This window comes from Chloroflexus aurantiacus J-10-fl, assembly GCF_000018865.1.
GTDB lineage: Bacteria > Chloroflexota > Chloroflexia > Chloroflexales > Chloroflexaceae > Chloroflexus > Chloroflexus aurantiacus.
In genome coordinates, this window is the sequence record NC_010175.1 from 1,998,461 (window position 1) to 2,014,572 (window position 16,112).

The 16,112-nt window shown below is 56.0% G+C and carries 13 protein-coding genes; 5 read left to right on the plus strand and 8 right to left on the minus strand.

Going from position 1 to position 16,112, the window contains the following annotated elements; all coding sequences use genetic code 11:
- Positions 1-134 precede the first annotated feature (134 nt).
- Complete coding sequence (locus CAUR_RS07540; protein WP_012257328.1) at positions 135-1,838, minus strand: esterase/lipase family protein; 1,704 nt, start codon at positions 1,836-1,838, stop codon at positions 135-137.
- Positions 1,839-2,170: 332 nt separating this feature from the next.
- On the opposite strand from CAUR_RS07540, the gene CAUR_RS07545 reads away from it, so the two are divergent.
- Positions 2,171-4,381 (plus strand): glucosidase family protein, encoded by a 2,211-nt coding sequence (locus tag CAUR_RS07545; RefSeq protein WP_012257329.1) that lies wholly within the window; start codon positions 2,171-2,173, stop codon positions 4,379-4,381.
- 308 nt (positions 4,382-4,689) lie between these two features.
- On the opposite strand, the gene CAUR_RS07550 is transcribed toward CAUR_RS07545, so the two are convergent.
- Complete coding sequence (locus tag CAUR_RS07550; protein WP_012257330.1) at positions 4,690-7,641, minus strand: G8 domain-containing protein; 2,952 nt, start codon at positions 7,639-7,641, stop codon at positions 4,690-4,692.
- 358 nt (positions 7,642-7,999) lie between these two features.
- Here CAUR_RS07550 and CAUR_RS07555 point away from each other — a divergent pair, with 358 nt between their 5' ends.
- Positions 8,000-8,818 (plus strand): hypothetical protein, encoded by an 819-nt coding sequence (locus CAUR_RS07555; protein ID WP_012257331.1) that lies wholly within the window; start codon positions 8,000-8,002, stop codon positions 8,816-8,818.
- Between the two features lie 442 nt (positions 8,819-9,260).
- Positions 9,261-10,682 carry a type I glutamate--ammonia ligase gene (gene glnA, locus CAUR_RS07560; protein ID WP_012257332.1) on the plus strand — a complete coding sequence of 474 codons (1,422 nt, stop codon included), beginning with the start codon at positions 9,261-9,263 and terminating at the stop codon, positions 10,680-10,682.
- A 487-nt stretch (positions 10,683-11,169) separates the two neighbouring features.
- On the opposite strand, the gene CAUR_RS07565 is transcribed toward glnA, so the two are convergent.
- Positions 11,170-12,336, minus strand: a complete 1,167-nt coding sequence (locus CAUR_RS07565) for a cysteine desulfurase family protein (RefSeq protein WP_012257333.1) — start codon at positions 12,334-12,336, stop codon at positions 11,170-11,172.
- A 19-nt stretch (positions 12,337-12,355) separates the two neighbouring features.
- Positions 12,356-12,742, minus strand: a complete 387-nt coding sequence (gene csx15, locus CAUR_RS07570) for a CRISPR-associated protein Csx15 (protein WP_012257334.1) — start codon at positions 12,740-12,742, stop codon at positions 12,356-12,358.
- A gap of 228 nt (positions 12,743-12,970) precedes the next feature.
- On the opposite strand from csx15, the gene CAUR_RS07575 reads away from it, so the two are divergent.
- Entirely contained in the window at positions 12,971-13,384 is a 414-nt protein-coding gene (locus tag CAUR_RS07575) for an META domain-containing protein (protein WP_015909062.1), read from the plus strand.
- A gap of 79 nt (positions 13,385-13,463) precedes the next feature.
- Here the strand turns inward: CAUR_RS07575 and CAUR_RS07580 are convergent, their stop codons facing one another.
- Together CAUR_RS07580 and CAUR_RS07585 are read right to left on the minus strand one after the other, a co-directional pair.
- Positions 13,464-13,850: a hypothetical protein gene (locus CAUR_RS07580; protein WP_012257336.1), complete on the minus strand. Its 387-nt coding sequence runs from the start codon at positions 13,848-13,850 to the stop codon at positions 13,464-13,466.
- Complete coding sequence (locus CAUR_RS07585; RefSeq protein ID WP_012257337.1) at positions 13,847-14,143, minus strand: YggT family protein; 297 nt, start codon at positions 14,141-14,143, stop codon at positions 13,847-13,849. The genes CAUR_RS07580 and CAUR_RS07585 overlap by 4 nt, the downstream gene beginning before the upstream one ends.
- A gap of 424 nt (positions 14,144-14,567) precedes the next feature.
- Between CAUR_RS07585 and CAUR_RS07590 the strand changes: the two genes are divergently transcribed.
- Positions 14,568-15,011, plus strand: a complete 444-nt coding sequence (locus CAUR_RS07590; RefSeq protein ID WP_015909063.1) for a hypothetical protein — start codon at positions 14,568-14,570, stop codon at positions 15,009-15,011.
- 38 nt (positions 15,012-15,049) lie between these two features.
- On the opposite strand, the gene CAUR_RS07595 is transcribed toward CAUR_RS07590, so the two are convergent.
- Positions 15,050-15,313, minus strand: a complete 264-nt coding sequence (locus CAUR_RS07595) for a hypothetical protein (RefSeq protein WP_012257339.1) — start codon at positions 15,311-15,313, stop codon at positions 15,050-15,052.
- 18 nt (positions 15,314-15,331) lie between these two features.
- Entirely contained in the window at positions 15,332-16,108 is a 777-nt protein-coding gene (gene map, locus CAUR_RS07600) for a type I methionyl aminopeptidase (RefSeq protein WP_044233851.1), read from the minus strand.
- Positions 16,109-16,112: the final 4 nt, after the last annotated feature.

Here is a 16,112-nt window from a genome sequence, read left to right on the forward strand (position 1 = left end):
TAGTATACGATGCACATCATGGCGCAAGCGCCAGCGCGGGTGGTGGCGCTGGCTTCCAGCCTGCTCCACACCGTAGTACAGATGATGGACGAACGCAGGTGTGTCCCCCATCCCGGCAAGCGAAGTCGCTTGCGCTAACGACCAACCTCGTTGCGCACCTGAGTCAAGGCTGTGATCATCCCTAATGCCCGATCACGGTCATCGCCAACCATTTCTTTGCACAGCTCGATCAACTGATCAATGGCCTGATGGCGCTCGGCTGGTGGTAGAGCCATGATTGCCTCTACTGCGGCTGGCTCGCCACTGAGGACACTGCGCAGTCGGTCGTCACCGATGGGGGCCGCTCCCAACACACCACCGCGTTCACTCATCGCTGTACCGAGCCTGTCTACCGCCGCGGCCATGGTGCTGCGGGCATCAAACTGGAGTTGGGGGATGTCAGAGGTGCTCAAGACGGTGCAGGTGTAGAATAGATCGGTCGTGGGGGCAACCTCACTCTCGATGGTGGTGATCATTGGTTCAGCCGCTGCTGTCGAACCGACCCCACCCAACACCGGCGGTTCGCCTGTACCGGTGAGCATAGCGCCAATCGTAACGTGGCCGTAGTCGGTACCGTGTAACATCAATCGATAATCACCGGCGGTTGGATTGTCGATAACGACCAGATTGAGCGCCTTGCCCGCATGCCCATAATTTCGTGCTCGTACCCGGCGACTGCGACGGGCTGCGCGTTTTTCGCCGGTACCTAACACGCCGGCTGGTGCCAGTGGTTGACCGGCTGGTACCTCAACCTCTACCTCGACCGGCGAAGCTGTCATAATGATCAGCCGTGGGGTGGGGGATGGTGTTGGGGTAGGAGCAGCGCCTAGCACGTCGGGGGCAATGCCCAGCTCTCGGAAGATTAAGGACAGGGCTTGGGGACTATCGGGTAGCGCACCGTGGCTCACCGTAATTGCAGGGAGATTGTTGGCCTGGGGCACAGTCGCCATGCGTTGGAGTACAGTGCCGTCACCCTGCGCATCGTAGTGGCGCTGAAGCGGTACACCGTCGGCGTAGCGCAGTGGATGATCGTCTGGGGGTGGCCCAACCAGAATTGTGTTCAGCGTATTAAAACCGACACCGGTAATGGTGGTCACCGGAACACGCTGCGTCAGCGTGGTAATTGCCGTCACCTGATTCGCCATCTCTCCCCACAAATTACGGGAGACCATACTGCTCAGCGGTTTGAATTGCGGAGGGTTGCCACTTAACAGATAGTCTTCCACCGGCAGTAAATCGCGCACACCGGGCACCTGCGTGTGGATCGTCTTCACCTTGTCGAGTTCGGTCTGGATAGGGTGGATATGGCGCAAATACCACAGGTAGACGGCGAAAACGGTGCGCAGCGTCTCATCGGCGTGAGGTTCTGCACCGGCCCAGGCGGTGTAGGCTTCTGCCGAGCCGCGGTGCGGGGTGCCGAGTGTGATCAAGCGGGCTACATCATTACGTGCAGGGTATTCCGGTGACTGAATGTAGCTGCGGGCAACTAAACCACCCATACTATGACCGATGAGGATAACCTTGCTGGCATTGGCTGCTTTCTTTGCCCTGTCGATCCATCCAATCAGGTAGCGACGTGCGCTCTCTTCAACCGGTTTGCGCCAATCGTAGAATGCCACAAAGAGATCACGATTACGGCGATAACCGGCCTGAGTAAAGGTTTGCAAGAAGGTCTTCCCGTAATCAACAAATGGCGGAAAGTTCCATCCATTTAACGTCGGACCGCGCCAATCGAGCAGGACCGGCAGGTTGAACGAACCGGTGAAGCCGGGGATGAAGATCACGGGTAGACGCGACATACTGGCTCCTTGTCCATCTTCCATTGCGCGGAGGGGAGACGGGATTGTTGTGCGATCTGGTAGATTGCAGGTCTGCGATATGACCGATATGTTTGACGTAGTATCACCAGTATACGCGAGAGCAATGCTCGCTGCAAGGGGGAAAGTGTATGAATAGGGCGTTTGCGAGGATGGTGTGTTGCGATGTTTGGAGTGCGGGGGCTATGCCTCCGTCCCAACCGTGATCGATGCCCGTCTTGCGTTGCATTGTTCAATCTGCGGTCAGGGTGATACCGCATCGTGTGGCCATGTCGCTGAAACTTCGATGGTTTGCAACAGGTTCATCACTTCGGATGACACTCGCTGTCGTTGTCCGTTCTACTGCGCATGCGTTACGTTTGCCAGATTCCGCTATAATGCCTGTTATGAAACGACATTTTCTCTGGTTCCTGATCATCACAGTACTCATCAGTTGCAGTTCAACGCCTGAGCCGGCACCTGAAACAGTTAACGAGCCATTCCGTAGCGCATGGCAGGCAGCAGGCGGTACGCGAGTTGGCCCCCCCTTAAGCGAACCACGCTGGGTTGATGATGCGCTGGTCCAGTACTTTGCTACCATCAAAATTGTAGCCCTCGAAAATGGCGGTGCAGTCGCCGAGCTGCTACCGACGAACTGGCGCGAACAGATCCCTGCGGCGGTCGTTGAATTGGCTCCTGCGCCACAACGTGCCTCGCTAACGGTAGCCAAATCCGCGACGATGGTTCAGCCACTACAACCCATTCCCATCACAGTACAGGTTCCTGATTACAGTGGTGTGGTTGATGTCCAGCTCTACGATGCCAAAGCGCGTCTGAGTGCGCAAGGGCAAACTACCATCGTAGACGGCGTAGGGGAGATTGTGTTGCCGGCAGGAGGTGCGTTGGGGCCGCAGTGGGCGATAGCTCTGATCAATGGCAGGCTGGCCGGTGCTCGCAGTCAGATCGTCACTCTTGACGCCCAAACCAGATTGATCAGCGGGCAAAGTGACATCGACTCGTTATACCCACGTATTCGGCGACTGATGGCCGAGGCGCGGGTGAGCTATGAACTGAACGGTCGTCTCATCAGCGGGTATCGTTCGCCCGACAACCCGTTACTCTGGCTTCGTGATCACGTATACCAGGGACGTGGCTTTCGCTATTTCGAGCACGATGTCACCAGCCTGCTGGACGCTTTTCGTGATGCGCAGTTACCCGATGGTAGCCTCCCTGATGTGATCGATTATCCCGACCGCTATGTGCAGGCGTTCCGCAAAGAGGTGGAGTCGGATGTCGAATTTCTCTACATTCAGGGCGTATACGAAGCCTGGCAGATGACCGGTGATGATGAATGGTTGCGTAGCCATTTGCCGGCGTTGCGTCGGGCTGTCGACTACATCACTACCAATCCTCTGCGCTGGAATGCCGAGCGGGGATTGGTACGCCGTCCCTATACGATTGATATGTGGGATTTTGCCTATGGCCCCACCACGATCAGCCCTGATGGTAAACCGGCACCACGCCACTGGATCGAACCCGATACGATTTGGGGTACCTTCCACGGCGATAATACCGGGCTGGCTTATGCCCTGATGTTGCTGGCCCGCATCGAACAGCGGGTTGGCGAACAATCACGGGTCGAGCGCTATTTTCAGCTCTCTGACGAGATCATGCAGCGGCTGAACGATCTGGCCTGGAATGGGCGCTTCTTTACCCATTTTGTGCCAGAGGACCCCACCTTCGCTCCGGTTGGTGTGGATGCGTCAAATCAGATCAGTCTCTCCAATGCCTATGCGCTCAACCGGCGCGTGCTCTCGGTTGGTCAGGCTCAGGCCATTGTCGAGAGTTATTATGCCCGCCGTGACTTCAATCGTGCCTTCGCCGAGTGGTACAGTATCGATCCACCGTTCCCGGCAGGTAGTTTCGGGATGGCGGGTGGTAAAGGCGAACAACCCGGCGAGTATGTGAATGGCGGCATTATGCCGTTAGTCGGCGGTGAGCTGGCCCGTGGCGCCTTTACCTTCGGCTTCGAGCCGTATGGTCTCGATATCCTGCGTCGCTACGCCAATTTGCTCCGGCTGACAAATGCGTCGTATTTGTGGTACTACCCCGACGGTCGGCCCGGTATTTCCGGTCCTGATACGATTCCTACCGACGGTTGGGGGTCCAGCGCAATGCTAGGGGCCTTGTTTGAAGGTCTGGCCGGCATTGTTGATGAGGCCAGCCGCTACGATGACGCGATTATTAGCCCGCGCTGGCCGGTAGAGCCGGCTATCACCCGGGTTGAAGTGGTTGCCCGCTATCCGGCATCCGATGGTTATGTCGCCTATCGCTGGCAACGCAATGATCAGAGCATGCAGTTATATGTGACCGGGAGTGGTCGCACTGCCTATGTGCGCTTCCTCTTGCCCGAAACTGCCGGTGAAGCGATCACCATGACCGTTGCCGGTCAGCCGGTGACTCCGACTATCGAATATATCAGGAATAGTCGCTATGCCGGTGTGGCGCTTGATCGCTTGAATGTGATGGTCACTGTTTCGTGGTGACTTTCTGATAGGTCGATGTGGGTGGCGTGATCCGACAATCACTCTGCCACCACACCTGAGCCTGGAAACGCAGAACCAGCGGTTCCGCTCCACACGCAGCATGATCACGTTTCGGCGAGGAGACCGTTGCCGGATACATTGCTCGTGTCGCGCCAGCCGTGCTCACGATCAGGAGCGGGTCGCAGCGGTTTACCTGCGGGTCATAGCGACGACGAGCGGGCAGAGCAGGTCTGTCTGACGTTGCCATCCGCCTGGGCAGTAGTGTGAGAGGTTCGGCTGTTTAGCGAACCTCTCATCACCCGCTCCAACTACGGCGCGAAGATGCGCAGGTACGTCACCCGATACAGCGCTTCATCCGACAAGGGGTTAGCCGGTTCACCCCCTGGTAACGCCATCCCACCACTCACATTGACCCACACCTGATTGCTGGCGTTGTCTTGCCAGAAGCTGTTATCGGTTGTGAGCAGGGAAGCGAACGAATGAACTTGCGTCAGATAGCGTACCGGCGTTCCCAACTGCTGAACGTCCCAATACAACTCGCGGGTTGTGAGATACGCCTGCACAGTCCGGCTCCCGCTGAATGGCACGGCCAGAATCAATTTGTCGGCTGTCGTGTGCATGTTAGAAAGGTTCAGTTTGACCTCTTGCGTTGGGGGAGGCAGTGCTGTTACCGCATCGCGAAACTCTATCCGGTAGCGACCATTGGGCACAGCAGCGAAGTGGCGCATATGGGCCACGATGTTGAACGTATTGCGACTACCTCCGCTGCCATCCTCGACGATCCACTGATCGATGATCTGGTTGCCGGCATCAAGTCGGGAGATAGTCAGCGGCATTCTCGGCTCGAAGAGAGGACTTCCATCTACTCTGAAGCCAAAGACACCAAAGTATGGCCCGTTGCAACTCTTTGTATGATCTTCACCACTGACCGGCACACAGGATTTGCCTGCGGTCAGGAAAGGAATATCATACACCCAGTAGTTACCTGCCGGCCCCCAGTAGCCGTGCGGGTCCCAGAGTGCCCCGGCAATGGCCGCGTTACCGACCGGGGTGTTGATATTGGGCGAAATGACTCGGCGGCCCGGATGGCTGTTGATCAGGATGTTGTTGGGATTGCGTATCAGCCCCCGATCAACCGGACGGGTATAGTAGTCGTTGGTGGCAAAAGCACCGCTTGCCCGATCAAGACGAGGGGAAAGCGCAAAATTGACAATCACGTTGTCGAAGATGTCGAAGGTGCTGTGATAGCTGGCTACCGCCGCATTCGGTTGATCGTGGATCGGTGTTGGCGTTCGATTGCTCAGACTCACGCCAACGATGAGCGAGTCGCGAATGTTGCCATCATCGCCAGCGCCGGCAAAAAACATCCCGGTATTATCGGCTGAGACGAAGCGAACATAATCAGGCCAGGAGGTTCGATTCCACAGACCGTTGTCGTTGTTTTTGTACGTTGTGATGTCACTAAACGTGAAGCGTACTCGATTGGCGTTGTACCGATCTGGTCCTTCGTCACTGGTTGGTATGTACCTGCTCTCGCGTGTATTGCCCGCATCATCAAACGGCGCAAAGTCGAGATTAATGCCGGGCTTGCCGTTCGAGTGGGCAACGTTGTGACTGAAAATACCCAATCGCGTATTGGCGGGGCGGATCGGAACCAGTTTATTTGATCCGAGTGGACGTTCGGGAAAAGCCAGCCAGAAACCATTGCCGGCTGCATCTGCTGCCACATTCCCGCGCACAATGTTATCGGGGTTGGTGATCCAGAAACCGGACGGGCCACGGCGAAATGCTTCACGGTCGTGGTTCAACAGCAGTACAGGTGGTTGACGTACCTTCAAGACCAGGTTGTTCTCGATCAGGTTACGGCGTTCAACAGCATCCTCCAGGAAGATCGCGTGTCCGGCGATGTCGTAACAGATATTGTTGCGAATGGTGGTGCCGTTGGTACCGTGAATGGTGATACAGCGGTTGGCTGAGTTCCAGATGCTGGAATTCGCAACCAATTGCTGAGTTGCATCCCCGATCAAACTCCCATCTGCCGCATACGAGAGCATATGGAAGTGGATTGGGTAGCGCCCAAACCGGCCTCCCTGACCCATTCGACGCAGTTCAACCCCGTTGAGGCGCAGGACACCGTTTCCCATCACCATAATGTGTGCGCCAAAGCGATCATTGCGCCAGCGCTCATCATCGGCACCCTGGATCACAATCCGCCGCGAGAGTATCCCCACCTCAGCCCGTTCATCGAGCACCAGCGGGGTCACCTCTGTCGTTGGCGTCAACGTCATTCCGGTCGGACTGACATACTGCAACCGCCCCCAACGCTCCTTCTGCAACGGAGTCGTCAGCGCTACCTGCGTTTCATTCGCCGCCTGTACGGTCAACCGTTCAGTCTCCGCGACACCGTAGAAGTCGGTCGGCGCAATCACGATCTGATCGCCGGTCTGCCAGTTAACCGGCTCGGCAAGGGTGAGGGTTGTGCTTCCGGTAGCGGCGTGATCGGCCAGTCGCGTCCAGATACGATCTGGAGTCTGACCATAGGCTTCAAACGTTCCACCCATCAGCAGAATGCCACGGGTTCCCATACCCATCACATCTTCATCCAGGTTTGCCGCAGTCAGGGTAATGGTTGCCCGCTGGGTGAACGGCTCCGTCGGCGTACCGATCTGTAGCCGTCCGCGACCGTGCAGCATGATCCAGCCCACAGTGAGATTGAGATTTTGCCGATCAAAGCGCAATTCACCTTCGATCAACAAACTCTGCAACGGTGGTGGGCTGACATCAAGGAGCACCACCTTGCCTGCCGGGATGGTCACGGCATCCCCGGCCTGGGGTAACCGGCCACCCCACGTTGCCGGGTCAGACCAGCGTTCAGCGGTGATATTCGCCACGAGCGGGACAAAGACAGCGTGGGTAGACTGTACAACAATAGTGCCCCGCATGGCAGGATCGAAATCACACAGGAATGCCGACAAACCGGCTGTCGTGAACGGTTGATTGATCTGTTCGCCGGGTGCAATCACCGGCGTTTCCCAGCTACCATCAACCGCACGGAGGCGATGCGGCACCGAGTCGGCATTGAACCAGTTGATCGTAGTTCCGGCATTAATGTGCAGATCGTAGGTTTGCGCCTGACTGAGGGAGACCTGCGGTTTGGTCGGTGCGGCAATCAGCGATACGGACGAGCCGGCAATAACGGCGATCACAAGAGTGCAACAGGCAAGCAGAAGGCTGACGTGAATGAAGCGAGAACGAACCATGCCGTTTGCGCCTTTCCAGGGTTGTTGACAGATTGTGAATAATGACTTGATGCGGACAATACACCTCAACGAAACGTAAAGGCTCTGCACCGGCGCAGGGTGGAATGCGATCACATCATTGTGCGCTCACGGATCGTTCCGCTATCATCACACTCTCTTTTCAGCATAACGAACAATAATACGTACCGGCAATAGTACTTTGTGCGTCCTCTGTTTGATGACCCCTCGTATGTTGACCAGAACACAAGCGAGCCTTTTTACGTCTTTGTACATAGGAGCTACCGGCACGAATATCCGTCTGCGGACTGTTGACTATTGCCAGAGCGGTGTGCGTATCATACAGGCGGGAGAGGTGTCTATGCGACGCTTGCTTGTGATCGTGGTATTGCTCTGCCTGATCGGCGTAGATCACGCGGCGTTGTGGTTTAGCCCAGTCCATGCACATTCTGCCTGGCGACAGGTGCGTGCCGCGCCGCCAACTCGCCCTGGCCCGACCATAGAAGCATTCGTGCGCCCCGAATTTGCGGCCCGGATGCGGCGATTGCGCAGCACCATTTTGGATGCTGCGGCCCGACACAACCACCCCCATCTGTCAGGGATGAGTGATCGCGAGTTTGCGGTCGTGATTGCAACCATTCTTTACAACGAGAATTTTGGCTGGGCGGAAGAGCTGGTGCCACCGCTGCGAATGGTGACACCGCTCTACCAGGGTGCCCAACAGCAGCTCAATTTACACGGTTGGGGAGCCAATTTTAGTGTCTGGCCGGCCAATTTACGCCCTTCGGTTGCCGCCGAGATTCTGTCTGGCGAGGTACCACTCGCCGATGGTCGTGTGCTGCGTATCCCGTTGCAAGTTACAGGCAGCCAGATTGATCCGACGACATTTTCCGATCAGCGAGCTTTGTTCGCCGCATTGACGGCGGAGATCAGTAACGACGAACTGGCAGTACACTATCTGGCCGCGAACCTTGAGCGCGGGGTCTGGCGGGCGGTGATGGAGGGGCAACCGGTTTCGTGGCGAACGCTGGCCGCCTGGCACAATCAGGGCATCGTTGATCCGGTTGCCATTCGCAACAACCCGACCGCACGTGACTATGTGCGTCGTGCAGCGGCGTATGTACCATTGGCTAAAGCACTGTTTGCTTCTTCAGACCAGACTGGCTTACGGGCCGTGTGATGCAGCCATCGTATGATGTCCCATTGTACCTGGCGGTCAGGCACGCCCCGGTAAGCACTGCACATTAGGCAAAGCATCCAATCCGGCAATGGTGAAGATTGTACCCTCTCAACGTAGTAACGATACTCCTGGCTCGCTATACTACCCAATGGGTGCAGATGTTGCACGTCGCCTGCGTAGGCGCTCCGGCCAACACTGATGTGGCCCGGCTTAACCGTTGACATTTCGGCGTTGCGATGCCGCATCGCGTTGAAAGCTTCGGTTGTAGCGGGTGTGCCGATTGCCACGCTTGTCGCGTATCATCTGCTTCCCAATTACGGATACCGACAGGAAGAATACGACGCCGCTGGTCACAAATGTACCACGGCGTCGTTGCCTGTTTTAGGACCACGTTCGTTCTGCAGGACCGCGTTCGTTCTAGTGTAGCAAGGAGTAGACTTGTATGACGATGGATGCGAAGGGCGTTATCGAATTGATCAAAGCCAAGGGAATTCAAATAGTTGATACCCGCTTTACCGATCTCTTTGGTGGGTGGCAGCACTATTCGCTGCCGGCCTCGCGGCTGACTGAAGATATGATTCGCGAGGGTTTGGGCTTTGATGGGTCGTCGATCAAGGGTTTTCAAGCCATCAACGAGAGCGATATGTTGATGGTGCCCGATCCATCAACGGCATTTATCGATCCCACCCTCAGTGTGCCAACACTGGTACTGATCTGTGACATTATCGATCCCATCACCCGCCAGCCCTACAGCCGCGACCCGCGCACGGTTGCTAAAAAGGCCGAGGCCTATCTCAAGACGACCGGTATTGCCGATACCGCCTACTTCGGGCCGGAAGCTGAATTCTTCCTCTTCAGTGATGTACGCTTCGGTCAGGGAGCCAACCACGGTTTCTACTATATCGACAGCCCGGAAGCGGTCTGGAATACCGGCGCTGAAATACCGGGTGGCAACAAGGGCTACCGCATCCGCCACAAAGAGGGCTACTTCCCGGTTCCACCCACCGATACCCTTCAGGATATTCGCTCAGAGATGATCCTGAAGATGATGGAGATCGGGATCGAGATTGAGCTGCACCATCACGAAGTGGCAACCGCCGGTCAGTGCGAGATCGATATGCGCTTTGACTCGCTGGTCAATATGGCCGACAAGGTGCAGAAGTACAAGTATATTGTGCGCAATGTCGCTCGTGCGCACGGCTACAGTGCTACCTTTATGCCAAAGCCGATCTTCGGCGACAATGGATCGGGTATGCACACCCACCAAAGCCTCTGGAAAGATGGCGAGCCGCTCTTCTTCGATGAGACGCAATACGCTCTGCTCTCGAAGACGGCCCAGTACTACATCGGCGGTATTCTCAAGCACGCTCCGGCGCTGCTGGCAATTTGTGCCCCGACCACCAATAGCTATCGCCGGCTGGTACCGGGCTTCGAGGCTCCGATCAATCTTGTCTACTCGATGCGCAATCGCTCGGCGGCGATCCGTATTCCGACCTATAGCTCATCACCCAAGGCGCGCCGTATCGAATTCCGGGCGCCGGATGCGATGTGCAACCCGTATCTCGCCTTCGCTGCTATGATGCTGGCCGGTCTCGACGGTATCCAGAACAAGATTGAGCCGCCACCGCCGCTCGATGTTGACATCTACGAACTCTCACCGGAAGAGAAGGGCGACATTCGCAGCACACCCGGCTCGCTCACCGAAGCCCTTGATGCACTCGAACAGGATTATCACTTCCTGCTCAAGGGCAATGTCTTCACGACCGATCTGCTCGAAACGTACATCGAAACCAAGCGCAAAGAGGCTGTCGGTCTGTCGCTGCGCCCGCATCCGTATGAGTTCATGATGTATTACGACGCTTAATAGCCCGCTACATACGCAACAGAAGGGGCGCATTCCAGGTGCGCCCCTTCTGTTTTGCTCACGCGAGCCTGCTATGAATACCGCCCCCATCCGAAGCATTGTCGGGTGGGGTAAGTGACGACAATACCTCGCCTTCTGATGCGGATCGATTACGCAGGTATTCTCGTGTCGCGTAGTCTGGCGTGCAGAAGCCATGCCTTCGCGCCGCCCATAATGCTCTACTCCCGATGCGCGTTGTGACGGTTACGAGCATACCTGGGCGCATGGGAATATGATCCACGCTAACCCATTACCCTCCACCCCATCCTAAGCGCAGAAGTGGACCCGGCGCATCCCCAGCGTAAGCGGTGATCCAGCTATCCCTCTTCACACAAACCGGTTGCTCGAGTGTCCCGCTAGCCTTTGCCGGTTTGATTGATGGGTGGGCAGATATTCTCATCAAACAGAGAGCATAGAAACAATGCACGCCAGGTATGCACTCCCGGCATCACGCACACGGCGTCAGCGTTCGCAATTGCGCGACCAGATCGGGTAACAGATCGAGCAGAGTGTCAATCTGCTCATCGGTGGTCTGGCGGCCCAGGGAGAAGCGGATCGAGCCGTTGGCTTCGTCGGGTGAGAGACCCATTGCCAGTAAGACGTGCGACGGTTCGAGTGAGCCAGAGGTGCAGGCACTTCCTGAACTGGCACAGATGCCGCGCTGGTCGAGCAGCAGTAAGAGGCTTTCGGTCTCAATACAGGCGAAACCTACATTAACGATGCCCGGTAGTCGGGTCTGGCGGTCGCCATTCAGCCACGATTGTGGAATGCGGGTAAGCACCCCGTCAATCAGGCGTTCACTCAATGCTCGTAATCGATTCGCGTGCGCGGTACGCTCGCTCTCGGCAATGCTCAAGGCTTTGGCCAACCCCACAATACCGGCGATGTTCTCCGTACCGGCCCGGCGGCGGCGTTCCTGAGCGCCACCGTTGATCTGTGGCACCAGCGGTGTTCCCCGGCGCAGATACAATACACCTACCCCCTGCGGCCCGTAAAACTTGTGGGCGGTTAGACTCAGGAGGTCAACCCCCAACGCATGCACATCCAGCGGTAACTGGCCGGGTGCCTGCACTGCATCCGTGTGAAAGAGCACGCCACGCTCGCGGCAGATGGCTGCCAGCTCGGTGATCGGCTGGATGACACCCGTCTCATTGTTGGCATACATCACCGAGACGAGCGCGGTTTCGGGGCGGATTGCAGTACTGAGATCGGCAGGTTGGACGCGACCGGTGCGATCAACCGGTAGCAGGGTTACCGTAAACCCCTCATATTCCACCAGGTAGTCGAGTGCATGGAGAACGGCGTGATGTTCGATGGTACTGCTAATGAGATGGGTTTTGCCCTGGGCCCGTAGCGCCATGGCCACCCCTTTGATGGCCAGATTAATGCTTTCACTCCCGCCGCCGGTAAAGACAATCTCTTTTGGCTGACACCCTAACACCAGCGCTACCTGCTCACGCGCATCGTCCAACGCCTGCAATGCAGCCCGGCCAACCTGATGGATGCTGGATGCGTTTCCACTCATGCCGGTCAGGAATGGCATCATCGCTTCCAGTACTCGTGGATCGAGCGGTGTTGTGGCAGCGTAGTCAAGGTAAATCAGGCGACTATTCATAGACGGTTCTCCGGCAAGGTTATTGAGCACGACGGGTACGTGCTTCGTCGCGTAGCACCTGGAGATTGAGTATTTCGGCCACTTCGTAGCGAGGCGGCAACGAACCGGCTATTGGACGAATTCGCAATACCGGCGGGAAGTATCCCATGCGGCCATGCAGCTCGGCCAGCAGGGCAGCGGCACTGAAGTTGAGAGCTGGGAGATTAACCAGGATCGCTTCGCTCTGCCATTGCTGAGGCGAAAGACCGGCAGCATCGGCCATGGCGACGATTTGCGGGAGTAACGGCTGTTGCTGATCGATTTGACTGGGAATGTCAAGCAATCGATCAATGTGCTGGCCGGTCAATGCAACGATTTGTTCTTGCTGCGCTGCGGTGATGGGATGGGCATAGTTTAGGATAATCATCTTTCAATCCTTGTATGACGTATCTCTCTATCTATTGTAGCGCAGACTGATTGATAGAGTGCTGGCGATGGGTCGCTTGTTGTGAATGGTTGTGGAACATTTGCCTGTTGATTCACGTTTGGAGATTGACTGATAGCCTGACGTCACCGCCCAACAGCGAGTTCTGGGGAGACAGGCATCAACAGACACATCGCCGAATGTACCAGAACGATGAAAGGACATCTTCCTATGAGTGCAATCCGGGTAATAATGCTCCTACTGGTTATGTTCCTGGTAGCCTGTACGAATCGTAGCATACCCACCACTGATCTTACCAATAGACAGTGGCAGTTGATCGAACTTGAGGGTCAACCACCGTTACCATCAGAACAGGCGTTATCGATGGCGTTTGATAACACCGGACGTATAAGCGGATTTGCCGGTTGTAATTCCTTTAGCGGTAGCTATCGTGTTGAAGGAACGACAATCTCTATCAGCGACGTGGTGACGACTCTGATGGCCTGCGCCGATGATGCAGTGACTACTCAGGAGATGATGTTTCATCAGGCGTTGCAGGCTGTAACGCAGTACGAATTAAACGCCGGGACGCTGACCCTGCGCGATGAACATGGTGTTGTTCGTCTCCGCTTCCAGGCATTTTAATCCGCCGTTGCCCATGCGGTAACCGGACGGGTAATGTGCCGTAGAGTGAGGGGCATGCATCATTACCCCTCACTCGCGCCTATTGCCGTTGTTCTTCGAGAATCGTCTTGCCCAAACCGGTCAGACGGGCAATAAACCAGCCCAGTGTGAAGACAGGAATCGGTTGTGTCAATGGAATGAGGGCTTCAACCGCAGCTTTATTGCGTAAGCCGCGCAAGCCCAGTCGGTCGAGTAGCAGCCAGCTAACCGGAGCTGCCAGAATGTCAAGACCAAAATCGAGCAAATCGAGGGCAATGGGCAGTGCGATGGGCAGATAATGCATCGTTTCAAAAAAACCGGCATCCGGCGGTACATTCAGGTTTCGTAACCGTTGCCAGATCAGCCAGAGCACCGTAACCGCAAGCGTCAAACAAACCAACATGATGACGAGTAACCAGCTTAAGATTGTCGCAATTTGCTCACTCATTGGTGCTGCATCCTTCCCAGGCCAACCCAGATCAGGGCCGTCAGGCTTACAATCAAGACAAGGGTTGCTAGCGTGCTCAGTTCCAGAATTGCCCCAAAACGAGGTTGATCGCGATCCATCATTGCCAGTGCTGCCACGATAGGGTCGGTCAGATGGTAGAGCCAGGTCACCGCCGGGCTGTCGGGTCGGGCGGCCAGCAATTTCAGCACCAGCCGCACCACGAGTAAACCGCCAAGTGCACCACCCAGCAGGGCAATACCTTCTCGCAAGAGATCCAACAGTCGCCGATTCATCGCAATAATCCTATAGATGGAACTTTACAGAGCTATTGTACGTCTATTAAGCGCTACAGGCAGGCATTGTGCAGAAAATGCTTGTGAGACGAGAAAACTCCACAAGAGATTGTACCGTATCTGTTTCGACAGTAATGAGACCCTCTCATCTAAAAGATTGTTGCAACTGATGCGCTTTGGTCGGGTGGTGGTGTAGTTCTGATCGCGAAACTCACTTGATGTCATATCTTCGGCCACATCTGGCATCGGTAACGGTAGAGTGGTGAGATACGTTCTTTCAGATACGTTGATTATTCTCAGCAAAATATGACCGAAGACCTATGGCATTGGTTACGGTGGTTTGTTACACTATACTCACTTAACTTCCTGGCCTGCATGACAGTCACAAGAACCGGTATCCAGTCACGTGCACAAGGAAATCGTCATGATCAAGCCAATGGCGTCGGTTGGGGCAGAGCAGCGAATAACCATAACGAATCTCTGGCGATCAGGTCGCGCTAACCTCTTTTTTATCATGGTGGGGTTAGAGTTGTGCCTGCTACTAAGCGTACTTGTCTGGCTATTGTTATCCGCACCACCGCGCCCGTCGTTGACCACGACACCGGATTTGTCTCGGTTGACCGATGAAATTCAGGGTCGTCTTAGCGGATTGATCATCGATCCCGTCATCGAAGTCAAACCAGGAGTTTTCGTGCGCTCAAGTAATGTGCGGGGTTTCCACTACGAGGGCAACGTCTACTACTACTATATCGAGGGTGTGCCGAATTACGATCCCTTGTCGCGTGGATTACTCCGTCCTGATCAGGTAGAAATCATGCTTCGCGACGATAGTGGTGAGCAGACCATCGTCATCTACCGGGTGCAATAGCAGGTCGGGTGAGAGCGCAGGATACGCATTTCTCCAGATCAACGACGACGCCCTTCTTCCCAGTTCCCCCAATCCCGTTCTTCGGCGGCACGGATCGCTCGTCGCTTTAGTGCGCGCCGTGAAATCGGGATAACTTCGTTGAGCGTTGCCCAAAGCTGCTCTTCAAGCTGAGGTTGGGCAGCCAGTGCAGCCTCAATAGCCTGTACATCGATACCACGGGCATGCAACTCGGTCGCGATCTCGATGGCACGTGATCGATCACCGGCAGCGAGTGCTGCGATCAAAGCTTCTTCGAGCGTCATCGTTGATCCCCCTCCTGCTCAGGCCGTCAGAATAATCGGCCCTTCTTCGGTGATAGCCAGCGTATGCTCGAACTGCGCTGACCGCTTGCCATCAGCAGTGCGCACCGTCCAGCCATCGCGATCAACTTTAGTTGCGGCTGTGCCGGCGTTGATCATCGGTTCGATTGTGAACACCATCCCGGCGACGATTTTGCGGGTCTGCTGGGGATCGTCGTAATGCAGAATGGTCGGTTCTTCGTGGAGATTACGCCCCAGGCCATGACCGGTATATTCGCGCACCACCGAAAAGCCATTCGCTTCAGCGTGGCGCTGAATTGCGGCACCGATTGCCCGCAAGGGGTTGCCTACCCGTGCCTGCTCAATCCCCAATTCAAGGCAACGCCGGGTCACGTCGAGGAGTCGTTGCGTCTCATCATCAACCTCGCCGACAGCAAAGGTCTCGCACGCATCGCCGATCCAGCCGTTGAGGCGTAGCCCGATATCGATGCCGACAATATCACCCTGGCGGAGGCGATCACGCTTGCTCGGAATACCGTGACAAATCACGTCGTTAATCGAAGCGCAGATCGTGCCTGGAAAAGGGGGAATGTAGTTCCGCCGTCCGGCGGGTACATACCCTTTGTATACCGGCTCGGCCCCGTGCGAGCGAATGAACTCTTCGGCAATTGCATCGAGTTCAGCCGTCGTTACCCCTGGCCGAATATGCTCACGCAGCACCTGAAACGTCTGCCGCACCAGTTGACCGGCAGCACGTAGGAGTTCTATCTGGGCAGGAGATTTTAAAATGATAGCCATAGTG

Coding starts and splice junctions, on each gene's coding strand:
- CAUR_RS07540 (WP_012257328.1), bottom strand. CDS start 1,838: ATGTCGCGTCTACCCGTGATCTTCATCCCCGGCTTCACCGGTTCGTTC.
- CAUR_RS07545 (WP_012257329.1), top strand. CDS start 2,171: ATGACACTCGCTGTCGTTGTCCGTTCTACTGCGCATGCGTTACGTTTG.
- CAUR_RS07550 (WP_012257330.1), bottom strand. CDS start 7,641: ATGGTTCGTTCTCGCTTCATTCACGTCAGCCTTCTGCTTGCCTGTTGC.
- CAUR_RS07555 (WP_012257331.1), top strand. CDS start 8,000: ATGCGACGCTTGCTTGTGATCGTGGTATTGCTCTGCCTGATCGGCGTA.
- glnA (WP_012257332.1), top strand. CDS start 9,261: ATGACGATGGATGCGAAGGGCGTTATCGAATTGATCAAAGCCAAGGGA.
- CAUR_RS07565 (WP_012257333.1), bottom strand. CDS start 12,336: ATGAATAGTCGCCTGATTTACCTTGACTACGCTGCCACAACACCGCTC.
- csx15 (WP_012257334.1), bottom strand. CDS start 12,742: ATGATTATCCTAAACTATGCCCATCCCATCACCGCAGCGCAGCAAGAA.
- CAUR_RS07575 (WP_015909062.1), top strand. CDS start 12,971: ATGAGTGCAATCCGGGTAATAATGCTCCTACTGGTTATGTTCCTGGTA.
- CAUR_RS07580 (WP_012257336.1), bottom strand. CDS start 13,850: ATGAGTGAGCAAATTGCGACAATCTTAAGCTGGTTACTCGTCATCATG.
- CAUR_RS07585 (WP_012257337.1), bottom strand. CDS start 14,143: ATGAATCGGCGACTGTTGGATCTCTTGCGAGAAGGTATTGCCCTGCTG.
- CAUR_RS07590 (WP_015909063.1), top strand. CDS start 14,568: ATGATCAAGCCAATGGCGTCGGTTGGGGCAGAGCAGCGAATAACCATA.
- CAUR_RS07595 (WP_012257339.1), bottom strand. CDS start 15,313: ATGACGCTCGAAGAAGCTTTGATCGCAGCACTCGCTGCCGGTGATCGA.
- map (WP_044233851.1), bottom strand. CDS start 16,108: ATGGCTATCATTTTAAAATCTCCTGCCCAGATAGAACTCCTACGTGCT.